Genomic DNA, 10,591 nt, shown 5'->3' on the forward strand with positions numbered 1-10,591 from the left:
CCACCCGGATCGGCTTTCCCCGGCTCAGGGAGAAAGTTGCGGCGGTCCGGAGGTCGAACCGCCGCAAATTCTCCGCGAACACGGCCGGTTCTCCGCGAACAGGGCCGGTCAGCGCGTGGACACCCGCCGGTAGCGGATGATCGCCATCGGCGCGAACGTGGCCAGGATCACCACCGACCACAACAGCGCGAGCAGGACCGGGTGCTGCGCCGGGAAGCCACTGCCCCGGGCGAGGCCCTCGGGCGCGTTGCCCCACAGGTCCCGTAGTCCCAGCACGATCGCGCTGATCGGGTTCCAGTCGGCGACCGGCTGCAACCAGTCGGGCAGCGTGTCGGTGGGGATGAAGGCGTTGGACAGGAACGTCATCGGGAACAGCCAGATGAACCCGGCCGACTGGGCCACTTCGACGCTGCGTACGGCCAGCCCGATGACCGCGGCGATCCAGCTCATCGCGTACCCGAAGAGGAAGAGCACCCCGAAACCGGCGAGCGCACCCCCCGGGCCGGCGTGGATGCGCCAGCCGACCAGCAGCCCGCAGAGGGCCATGACGATCACGACCAGCAGGTTGTTGAGCAGGTCGGAGGTGGTCCGTCCGATCAGTACCGCGGCCCGGGACATCGGCAGCGACCGGAACCGGTCGACGATGCCTCTGGTCAGGTCGTCGGCGAGCCCGATGGCGGTCAGCGACGAGCCGAACGCGACCGTCTGGGTGAAGATGCCGGCCATCAGGTACTCCTTGTAGTTCACCCCCGGGACCTTGATGGCGCCGCCGAAGACGTACGCGAACAGCAGTACGAACATGATCGGCTGGATGGTCGTGAAGATCAGTAGGTCCGGAATCCTCTTGATTTTGATCAGGTTGCGCTTCGTCACGATCCAGCCGTCGTGCACCGCGCCGGCGACCTCGCTCATCGCGCTCCTCCGGTCCTGTCGCGGCGGCCCCGCCGCCCCCGGCTGCCGGTGGGCGCCGCCATCCTGCCGTCCACCTTCCCGTCCGCGCCGGCCGCCTCGCGGGTGAGGGCGAGGAACACGTCGTCGAGGGTGGCCCGCCGGATACCGATGTCCACCGGCTCGATCCGGGCGGTGTCCAGCAGTCGGGCGACGTCGAGCAGTGGACGCGTTCCTCCGCTGATCGGCCCGCTCACCGTCCGGGCCAGGGTGTCGACCTCGGGTACCTCGCCGCAGACCTTCTCCACGGCCAGCCGGGCCGCCTCCAGTTCCGCGTCCGTGCCGACGGTGACCTCCAGCCGTTCCGCCGCCACCTGGCGCTTGAGCTCGGTCGCGGTACCCCGGGCGATCGCCCGCCCGTGGTCTATCACCACGATCTCGTCGGCGAGCCGGTCGGCCTCCTCCAGGTACTGTGTCGTCAGCAGCAGCGTCGAGCCGGAGCGGACCCGTTCGTTGATCACGTCCCACATGCCCAGCCGGCTGCGCGGGTCCAGGCCGGTGGTGGGCTCGTCGAGAAAGATGACGGGCGGCGACGTGATCAGCGCGCCGGCCAGGTCGAGCCGCCGCCGCATGCCGCCCGAGTACGTCTTGACCGTGCGCTTCGCGGCGTCGGCCAGGTCGAAGCGCTCCAGCAACTCGCCCGCGCGCTGTCGGGCACGTGCCCTGCCGAGCTGGTAGAGCCGACCGATCATCTCCAGGTTCTCATAGCCGGTCAGGTTGTCGTCGACCGCCGCGTACTGCCCGGACAGGCCGATCACCCGCCGGACCTGTTGTGGATGGGTGCGAACGTCGATGCCCGCGACGCTCACCCGGCCCTCGTCGGGCTGTAGCAGCGTCGCCAGGATCCGTACGCACGTCGTTTTGCCCGCGCCGTTGGGGCCGAGCAGTCCGAGAACGGTGCCCTCGGCCACCCGGAGATCGAGGTGGTCGAGTGCCCGTACCGACCCGTAGGTCTTGACCAGTCCCTCGGCCACGATCGCGTCTGCCATGCCGTCAACGTACCGGCGGTGCCGTAAAGTAGCAGCGCAGTTTCGGTCCGAAGTAACTGGACGCCAAACGGATCAGATGGCGGAAATTCATATTAGAGTGTGGCCCCGGACACGCCTTTCATCGACGACTTCAATCGAGGGTGCACTGTGGACGTTGTGTCTGCTGGGAGAGTGAGGTAGCCGTGGGAGGCCGCCATGCCCGCCCCCACGGCCTCTCCGCCAGTGGCGGGCGGTCCGCACCCGGAGGGCTCAGCATCGCCGCCGCCGCGGTGGCCGTGCTCGTCGTCCTGACCGGAAGCTGGGGCGCCTACCGCGCGCTGACCAACTCGCTGTGCGGTCAGCGGATCAGCCTGTCGATCGCAGCCGCGCCAGAGATCGCGTCCGCCGTCCGGGAGACCACGGCGAAGGCCGCCAATGGTGACCTGCGGGTCAACGACCGCTGCGTGTCGGTGGACGTCATCGCCGCCGACCCGGCGGACGTCGCGGCGGCGATCGCCAACCGCCACGAGTCCTCGCTCGGCGGGTTGGGCCAGGCCAGCGGGAAGACGAAGGTTCCCGACGTCTGGATCCCCGACTCGTCGATGTGGTTGCAGCGGCTGCGGTCCGGCGGGTCCGACTGGGTACCCGACGACGCCCAGTCGATCGCGCGCAGCCCCGTCGTGCTCGCGATGCCCGAGTCCGCGGCGACCTCGCTGGGCTGGCCGGCGAAGAAACTGACCTGGACCGACCTGTTCCCGCGCCTGATCTCGGACATCAGGGTACGAAGCGGCGTGGTCGAACCGCACCGGGACGCGGCCGGGCTGTCGGGGCTGCTGGCGCTGGCCGCCGCCGGAGAGGCGACCGGAGGTGCGGCCGGCCGGCAGACGGTCGTCGGCGCGCTACGGGCATTCGCGATCGGGCGATCGACGCTGCGCGCCGACCTGCTCGCCCGGTTCCCGCGCTCGACCGACGTCACCTCCCAGGCCACCAGCCTCACCGCCGCCCCGCTGACCGAGCAGGCGGTCATCGCGTACAACGCCAAGCAGCCGCCGGTGCCGCTGGCCGCCCTGTACGTGGAACCGGCGCCGGTACCGCTGGACTACCCGTTCGCGGTCATGCCCGGCACCTCGGTGGACAAGGCGACCGCCGCCGGTGCCGTACTCGGGCTGTTCGCCGGCGACGCGTACCGCGACCGGCTCGCCACCGCCGGGCTGCGCGGCGACGACGGGAGCGTGGGTGCCGGGTTCGCCGCGCCCAAGGGCGCCCCTGCCCTGACCGCGCCGGTCGCCGTCGCCGCCGACCCCGCCCGGATCGACACCCTGCTCTCCACCTGGACCACGGTCACCTCACCGGGGCGGATGCTCGCGGTCGTCGACGTGTCCGCCTCGATGGGCCAGTCGGTGCCCAGCGCCGGTGGCGCGTCCCGCCAGCAGGTCACGGTGCAGGCGGCGCACCAGGGGCTGGCGCTGTTCGACGACAACTGGTCGGTCGGCCTGTGGACCTTCTCCACCCAGCTCGACGGCGCCAACGACTACCGGGAACTGGTCCCGGTCGGGCCGCTGGGCGAGCAGCGCCAGCAACTGGTCGCCGCGCTGGACGGGATCAAGCCGAAGAAGGACGGCAGGTCCGGGCTGTACGACACGACCCTGGCCGCCTACAAGGCGGTACAGGCCGGCTGGGATCCGAGCCGGGTCAACTCGGTCGTCATCCTGACCGACAGCGGCAACGACGACACCGACGGACTCTCGCTCGACCAGTTGGTCGAGGAGCTGAGGAAGGCGGCTGACCCCGCCCGACCGGTCCAGGTCATCGCGATCGGTATCGGCACCGGAGCGCCCGAGACCGACCTGAAGCGGATCACCGACACGACCGGCGGCGGGACGTTCATCGCGTCCGATCCGGTGAAGCTCGGTGAGGTCTTCCTGAAGGCCATCGCGCTGCGAACCGGCGTACGGCGGTAACCGTCGCCGAACGGAAGGGGCACCGTACCCGTGGGTACGGTGCCCCTTCCGTTCGTATCCGCGCCGCGTCAGACGACCACGCTGACGCAGAGGATCAGTACGAACGACACCACGGAGATGATCGTCTCCATCGCCGACCAGGTCTTGAAGGTCTCCCCGACGGTCATCCCGAAGTACTCCTTGACCAGCCAGAAGCCGGCGTCGTTGACGTGGGACAGGAACAGCGACCCGGAGCCGATGGCGAGCGCCAGCAGTGGCTTGTTGACCCCGTCCAGGTGCTGCACCAGCGGGGCCATCAGGCCGCCGGCGGTGACCGTGGCGACCGTGGCCGAGCCGGTGGCGAGCCGGATGCCCACCGCGATGAGCCAGCCGAGCGCCAGCGCCGACAGGTGGCTCGCGGCGGCCGCCTTGCCCAGCGTCGTACCGATGCCGATGGAGACGAGGATCTGCTTGAAGCCACCGCCGGCGCCGATGATCATGACGATGGCGGCGATCGGCGCCAGGCTCAGGCCCAGCAGGTCACTGACCTTCTGGCGGCTGAACCCGCGCAGGTAGCCGAAGGTGAACATCGCGACGAGTACCGCCAGCAGCAGCGCGACCAGCGGGTCGCCGAGGAAGTCCAGGACGGTACGGACCCCGCTGGACTTGGCCAGCAGAACGTCTGCGAGGGCCTTGCCGAGCATCAGGACGACCGGCAGGAGAAGGGTCGCCAGGGTGATGCCGAAGCTGGGCCGGCGGTCCGGTGCCACGCCGGCGGGGTTGTGCGGCTCGCCCTTGACGGTGGTCAGGGCACCGGCTTCGGTCGCGGTGCCGGTCGTGCCGGGCGCGGTCGTCGTGGCTTCGGTCGCGGTGCCGGTCGTGCCGGGCGCGGTCGTCGTGGCTCCGGTCGCGTCGGGGCCAGCCGTGCCGGGTGCGTTCGATGACGCGGTGGCGAACTGGGCGACGAGGTGCTCCGGGGGCGTCGGGCGGACCATCCGGCCGATCCAGCCGCCGTAGATCGGCCCCGCCACGATCACCGTCGGGATGGCGATGAGTAGCCCGTACGCCATGGTCTGGCCGAGGTCGGCGTGCAGGGCGTTGATCGCGATCAGCGGGCCAGGGTGTGGCGGGACCAGGCCGTGCATGACCGACAGACCGGCGAGTGCCGGAATGCCGATCCGGACGACCGAGGTCCGGGCCCGGCGGGCGACCAGGAAGATGACCGGGATCAGCAGGACGACGCCGATCTCGAAGAACAGCGGAATCCCGATGATCATCGCGATGAGCGTCATGGCCCAGGGCAGCCGGCGATCGCTGGTGCGGCTGACGATCGTGTCGACGATGCGGTCGGCGCCGCCCGAGTCGGCGAGCAGTTTGCCCAGCATCGTGCCGAGTGCGATCAGGATCCCGACGCCGCCGAGGGTACTGCCGAAGCCGCCCTCGAAGTTCTTAATCACGTCGGCGGCGCTGAGGCCGGCGCCGAGTCCGGCCACGCCGGAGCCGAGGATCAGCGAGAGGAACGGGTGCACCTTGAACTGGGTGATCAGGACAACGACGACCGCGATGCCGATCAGAGCCCAGACCACCAGTGAGGTGTCGTGTACGGTCCAGGTCATTCGTGCTCCCTGCGTTGTGCGCGCGTCGGCGCGGTGGTGCTCCGCGCGTCGTCCGTGATCACGCGGCGGTCCGGCCGGGTCATGCCCGGTCGGGTGACCGGGCGGTCAGGCCGGATCGAGCGGCGCGGCCGGCAGTCGCAGGCCGGTGAGGATCTGGTCGACCACCTCGGCCGGGGTGCCGGTGATCGGCACGGTGAGGACACCCTCGTCGGGCTCGGGCGGTTCCAGGTCGGCGAACTGGCTGTCCAACATGCTCGCGGCGAAGAAGTGCCCGTGCCGGGCCACCATCCTGCTCTTGATCAGATCAGGGCTGCCGTCGAGGAACACCGGGTGTACCTCTGGACGGCCGTCGCACAGCATGTCGCGGTAGGCCCGTTTCAATCCGGACGAGGTGACCACGCCCGGTTCGTGCGCGGCGCGGCGTTCGTCGATCCACCGTCCGATCGCTTCCAGCCATGGCCGGCGGTCGGCGTCGGTGAGCGGGTGACCGGCGGCCATCTTCTCCACGTTCGCGCGGGGGTGGAAGTCGTCGGCTTCCGCGTACGGCCAGCCGAGCCGGCCGGCGAGCATCGCGCCGACGGTGGTCTTCCCGCTGCCGGAGACGCCGGTGATCAGGACGATCGGAGGGTTTTCCGGTTCGCCGGCCTCGGTTGACATGTCAGCGAATGTAGCGCGTGATTCGCGCATCGCGTACCGGCTGTGCACCGAGGTACATGGTCCGCTCAATGGGAGGTATCGGAATCGGTGCCCGACGGCCGGGCCGCGGCAGGGTAGCGTCGCATGATCGGGCCGCTGACGAAAGGGAAGAGCATCATGGCGGACAGGGCACAGATCGGTGTCACCGGCCTGGCGGTGATGGGGCGCAACCTGGCACGGAACCTGGCCAGGCACGGGCACGCCGTCGCCGTCCACAACCGGTCCGGTGAGCGCACGAAGGCGCTGGTCGAGGAGTTCGGCCACGAGGGCACCTTCCTGCCGGCCGACACCCCTGAGCAGTTCGTGGCCTCGCTTGAGCGGCCCCGACGGGTAGTGATCATGGTTAAGGCCGGTGCGCCGACCGACGCGGTGATCGAGGAGTTCGCGCCGTTGCTGGAGCCGGGCGACATGATCGTCGACGGGGGGAACGCGCACTTCGCCGACACCCGCCGGCGGGAAGCCGCCCTGCGCGAGCGCGGCCTGCACTTCGTCGGTACCGGGGTCTCCGGCGGTGAGGAAGGGGCGCTGCTCGGGCCGAGCATCATGCCGGGTGGCTCGCCCGAGTCGTACGAGGCGCTGGGCCCGCTGCTGGAGGACATTTCGGCGAAGGTCGACGGTACCCCCTGCTGTACCCACGTCGGCCCCGACGGTGCCGGTCACTTCGTCAAAATGGTGCACAACGGCATCGAGTACTCCGACATGCAGCTCATCGCCGAGGCGTACGACCTGCTGCGGCACGCCGGGGGCATGGAGCCGGCGCGGATCGCGGAGGTCTTCCGCGGCTGGAACACCGGCCGGCTCGGGTCGTACCTGATCGAGATCACCGCCGACGTGCTCGCCCACACCGACCCGGCGACCGGCAAGCCGTTCGTGGACGTGGTGGTCGACCAGGCCGAGCAGAAGGGTACCGGCCGCTGGACCGTGCAGATCGCGCTCGACCTGGGGGTGCCAGTGAGCGGCATCGCCGAGGCGGTCTTCGCGCGGTCGCTGTCCGGCCACGCCGACCTGCGCGCCGCCGCCCGAAACCTGCCGGGTCCGCGTGCCGCCCGGGTGGGTGCTGTCGACACCCTGGTCGAGGACGTCGAGCAGGCGCTGTACGCGTCGAAGATCGTCGCGTACGCGCAGGGCTTCAACCAGATCCAGGCCGGCAGCGCCGAGTACGGGTGGAACATCAACCTGGGCGCGATGGCGACGATCTGGCGTGGCGGTTGCATCATCCGGGCGAAGTTCCTCGACCGGATCCGCGCCGCCTACGACGCCGACCCGAACCTGCCCACGCTGCTCGTCGACGACCACTTCACCGCGGCGGTACGCGACGCGCAGGACGCCTGGCGGCGGGTCGTGTCCACGGCGGCCGCCCAGGGCATCCCGGCGCCGGGGTTCGCCACCGCGCTGGCCTACTACGACGGGCTGCGCGCGCAGCGCCTGCCCGCCGCACTGGTCCAGGGGCAGCGCGACTTCTTCGGGGCGCACACCTACCGGCGGGTCGACCGGGACGGCTCCTTCCACACGCTGTGGGCGGGTGACCGCCGGGAAGTCGGTTCCTGAGTCGGTGGGGTCCCGGGGTCGGGCCGTAATCCACGGCCCGTTCCCGGGGGCGCCCGGTCCACGAAGTGGCTCCAAGATCCACGCAATGTCGCACTCTTTGCGGCCATCCGAGCCGCCGATACAGCAATGTTCGCGACATTGCGCGGATCTTGGCGCGCGTCTCGCTGTGTGGATCATGAGCCTTCATCCGGGTCGGGCGATCCGATGTCACCCCCGACGGGCGGGTAATTGCGCATGGCCACGGCAACCGAGGCGCGGGTCGACGAGAGGATCCAGCTCGACCTGATCGAGGAGCTCAACTGGGACGCCCGTGTCCAGCCCAACGAGATCGGCGTGGCCGTCAAGGACGGCATCGTGACGCTGATGGGATGGGTCGACAGCTACGCCAGGAAGTGGGTCGCCGAACGCATCGCCCACCGGATACGCGGGGTACGGGCGGTCGCCAACGACATCGAGGTCCGGCTACCGACCTCCGCTGAGCGTACCGACGCCGAGATCGCCCGGGTGGCCACCCATGCGCTCGATTGGGACACCTTCGTCCCGGCCGGGGACCTCGAGGTGACCGTATCCAGAGGCTGGGTCATCCTCCGGGGCGAGGTGACGTGGGAGTACGAGCGGCGAGCGGCCGAACGGACGGTGCGCCGGTTGGCGGGGGTCCGTGGCGTCACCAACCTCATCACGGTCCGCCCCCGGGTCGCGTCGCCGGTGGAGGACCTCACGCACCGCATCGAGCGGGCCATGGCCCGCAGCGCAGCCACTGACGCCAGGTTGGTCGAGGTCGAGGCGCACGGCGACACAGTCACCTTGACCGGAACCGTGCAGTCCTCGTCCGAGCGGGAGGAGGCCGAGCGGGTGGCCTGGTCGGCGCCCGGCGTCAGTCACGTCGACAACCGGATAGTCGTCGGCCTCAACCGGTCGCCCTGACGCGGTGCTCACCCCGGCGTTCCCCGCTTCCGGTCACCGTGGTGCTCACCCCGGCGTTCCCCGCTTCCGGTCACCGTGGTGCTTCCCCGGAAGTCCGGGATTCCCCGTGGGCTGTTGTCTCCGTATCCTCCCCGGTTGCGGTCGTCTCGTCGTACTCCGTTGTCTGCGGGTGCGCCGTGGTCTCGTCGTACGCCGCGGTCTCCCTGGTCGCCGTCGTTCCCGTGAGCGCCTCCGGCGTTGATCGGCGTGAACGTCGCGGCTGGGTGGCGGGCCGTCCCATCGGCGCCCACGCGAACGCGAGCGAGCCGCCGATCAGGCCGACGAGCATGCCGACGAAGAAACCGCCCAGGTTGGACGTGAGCCAGGAGCCCAGCGCCATCAGGATCGCGACGATCGCGTAGAACAGGCGCTGCCGGGGGTTGAACCACAGCAGGAGGCCGCACACCACCATGATCGTGGGTACCAGGTAACCGGCCAGACCCTGCGGGCCGACGTGCAGGACGACCGGGAGCGGTGCCCAGATGGAGGCGAGGATCTCGGCGCCGGACAGGACGAGCAGCAGCCCACCCCAGAACGGTCGGCTGCGCCGCCATCCCCGCCAGGCCAGCCTCGCCCTGGTCATCGTCCCGGCCGGGGGTCCTGGCAGCGGTCCCGCTGCCGGTGGTGGCGGTGCCCCGGTCGGTGGTGGCGGTGCCCCGGTCGGTGGCGGTGCCCCGGTCGGTGACGGCGGCGCTGGACAGCGTCCGCCATCACCGTTGCCGGCTCGATGGAGTGCCATCGTCAGCAGCCGTCGGACGAGAAGCTCATGTGGAGGTTGGGCAGGGTGAACAGGGCCGCGGTGGTCGCGTAGTTGTTCTGCCGCAGGTTGTTGATGGTTACCGTGTCGGCCTGCTGCCCGAAGACGCCGATGTTGCCGGTCACGCCGGGCACCGCGGTGAGGGTGCTGGCGTCCTGGCCGATGTTGATGGTGTCGAAGGACGCGTCACCGGAGATCATGTCCGAGTCGACCACCAGTTTCCGGGCGGTGACCGGCGTCTTGCCGGTGCCGGCGGTGAGCTTCAGGTAGGAGCCGCCGAGGTTGATGCTCTGACACAGGTTGGTGAGCTTCGCGCTGTCGATGGCCGACACCACGAGGACCAGTTGACCGCCGGTGTCGCCCGCGTTCGGGCTGTTCGGTGCCATCTCGTCGAGCGTGGCGAACTGCTCGAACCCGGTCCCTTCGAGCTTGGTGGCGGTGACGGTGAACGGCATGCCGGAAACCGAGAACTGGGCGGCGAGTACACCCTGCGCGGTGAGGACGACCAAGGTACCGGCGGCCGCGCCGGCTGCGGCCATCATAGCGGCGAACCGCCGCCACCGTACCTTTCCGTGGGCTATTGGTTCGGCGTGGCGAAACGAGGTGGTGGTGCCATGGGAAGACATGGGCGACTCCCGGATCATGATAGGCGGAGGTCGGTGTTACCGATCGGTCATCACATTTTTCGGCGATCACGGTTACTCGGAACCGGCAACCGCCGCGCGACGATTTTCGCCATGATCTGTGCGGCAATTAAGGTTGGAAGTTACCGCCGGGTAGTCCGGCGGTCAACACCCCCGTTCCGCCTTCGCTGTCTGACGTCACAATTTCCTTCACGGGCCGCGCGGAAGTTGGTGGCGAAAGGGGATTGGCGGTCAGGTCGAGGGGCTGTCGGCCCCTCGGGGTTGGTGGTCGGGGCGGGAAGCCGTAGGTCCCGTCGGGATTGGTGGTCGAGACGGGAGGGGCGGTGCCCACATCGAGGTCGCGCCGGCGGCGGCCGGCGGTGATCGGCGGCCGGCGGAGGTCGGCGGCCGGTAGAGGTCGGCGGGCGGGTGGGGGGGGGTGTCCCTATGGGTTTGGTCAAGCGGCGACGGGGCGGGGCTGGTAGGTGGTCTTGTCGCGGAGCATGGCGTGTAGGACGTCGATGCGGCGTCG

Annotated in this window: 9 protein-coding genes; 3 read left to right on the forward strand and 6 right to left on the reverse strand. The window is 70.0% G+C overall.

Going from position 1 to position 10,591, the window contains the following annotated elements:
* Window positions 1-108 precede the first annotated feature (108 nt).
* Window positions 109-912: an ABC transporter permease gene (locus ACNTMW_RS25555; protein ID WP_426636347.1), complete on the reverse strand. Its 804-nt coding sequence runs from the start codon at window positions 910-912 to the stop codon at window positions 109-111.
* Complete coding sequence (locus tag ACNTMW_RS25560; RefSeq protein WP_426636348.1) at window positions 909-1,937, reverse strand: ATP-binding cassette domain-containing protein; 1,029 nt, start codon at window positions 1,935-1,937, stop codon at window positions 909-911. Before ACNTMW_RS25560 ends, ACNTMW_RS25555 begins: the two co-directional genes overlap by 4 nt.
* A 254-nt stretch (window positions 1,938-2,191) precedes the next feature.
* On the opposite strand from ACNTMW_RS25560, the gene ACNTMW_RS25565 reads away from it, so the two are divergent.
* Entirely contained in the window at window positions 2,192-3,877 is a 1,686-nt protein-coding gene (locus ACNTMW_RS25565; RefSeq protein WP_426636357.1) for a VWA domain-containing protein, read from the forward strand.
* 68 nt (window positions 3,878-3,945) lie between these two features.
* Here ACNTMW_RS25565 and ACNTMW_RS25570 read toward each other — a convergent pair whose 3' ends face one another.
* Window positions 3,946-5,472: a GntT/GntP/DsdX family permease gene (locus ACNTMW_RS25570; RefSeq protein ID WP_426636349.1), complete on the reverse strand. Its 1,527-nt coding sequence runs from the start codon at window positions 5,470-5,472 to the stop codon at window positions 3,946-3,948.
* Window positions 5,473-5,577: 105 nt separating this feature from the next.
* The gene (locus ACNTMW_RS25575; RefSeq protein ID WP_426636350.1) at window positions 5,578-6,129 is read right to left on the reverse strand and encodes a gluconokinase; all 552 of its coding nucleotides are present in this window, start codon (window positions 6,127-6,129) and stop codon (window positions 5,578-5,580) included.
* Window positions 6,130-6,285: 156 nt separating this feature from the next.
* Between ACNTMW_RS25575 and gndA the strand changes: the two genes are divergently transcribed.
* Entirely contained in the window at window positions 6,286-7,716 is a 1,431-nt protein-coding gene (gene gndA / locus ACNTMW_RS25580; RefSeq protein ID WP_426636351.1) for an NADP-dependent phosphogluconate dehydrogenase, read from the forward strand.
* Between the two features lie 234 nt (window positions 7,717-7,950).
* The gene (locus tag ACNTMW_RS25585) at window positions 7,951-8,640 is read left to right on the forward strand and encodes a BON domain-containing protein (RefSeq protein WP_426636352.1); all 690 of its coding nucleotides are present in this window, start codon (window positions 7,951-7,953) and stop codon (window positions 8,638-8,640) included.
* A gap of 70 nt (window positions 8,641-8,710) precedes the next feature.
* On the opposite strand, the gene ACNTMW_RS25590 is transcribed toward ACNTMW_RS25585, so the two are convergent.
* Together ACNTMW_RS25590 and ACNTMW_RS25595 are read right to left on the reverse strand one after the other, a co-directional pair.
* Window positions 8,711-9,262, reverse strand: a complete 552-nt coding sequence (locus tag ACNTMW_RS25590; RefSeq protein WP_426636353.1) for a DUF6114 domain-containing protein — start codon at window positions 9,260-9,262, stop codon at window positions 8,711-8,713.
* Between the two features lie 158 nt (window positions 9,263-9,420).
* Window positions 9,421-9,978, reverse strand: coding sequence for a DUF6230 family protein (locus tag ACNTMW_RS25595; protein ID WP_426636354.1), 558 nt, complete (start codon window positions 9,976-9,978; stop codon window positions 9,421-9,423).
* Window positions 9,979-10,591 lie beyond the last annotated feature (613 nt).

It is taken from the genome of Planosporangium spinosum, assembly GCF_049999945.1.
Lineage (GTDB): Bacteria > Actinomycetota > Actinomycetes > Mycobacteriales > Micromonosporaceae > Planosporangium > Planosporangium spinosum.

What these genes read in the sequence shown, in the direction of transcription:
- ACNTMW_RS25560 (WP_426636348.1), bottom strand. Translation starts at nt 1,937, where the DNA reads ATGGCAGACGCGATCGTGGCCGAGGGACTGGTCAAGACCTACGGGTCG.
- ACNTMW_RS25555 (WP_426636347.1), bottom strand. Translation starts at nt 912, where the DNA reads ATGAGCGAGGTCGCCGGCGCGGTGCACGACGGCTGGATCGTGACGAAG.
- ACNTMW_RS25570 (WP_426636349.1), bottom strand. Translation starts at nt 5,472, where the DNA reads ATGACCTGGACCGTACACGACACCTCACTGGTGGTCTGGGCTCTGATC.
- ACNTMW_RS25590 (WP_426636353.1), bottom strand. Translation starts at nt 9,262, where the DNA reads ATGACCAGGGCGAGGCTGGCCTGGCGGGGATGGCGGCGCAGCCGACCG.
- ACNTMW_RS25585 (WP_426636352.1), top strand. Translation starts at nt 7,951, where the DNA reads ATGGCCACGGCAACCGAGGCGCGGGTCGACGAGAGGATCCAGCTCGAC.
- gndA (WP_426636351.1), top strand. Translation starts at nt 6,286, where the DNA reads ATGGCGGACAGGGCACAGATCGGTGTCACCGGCCTGGCGGTGATGGGG.
- ACNTMW_RS25595 (WP_426636354.1), bottom strand. Translation starts at nt 9,978, where the DNA reads ATGATGGCCGCAGCCGGCGCGGCCGCCGGTACCTTGGTCGTCCTCACC.
- ACNTMW_RS25575 (WP_426636350.1), bottom strand. Translation starts at nt 6,129, where the DNA reads ATGTCAACCGAGGCCGGCGAACCGGAAAACCCTCCGATCGTCCTGATC.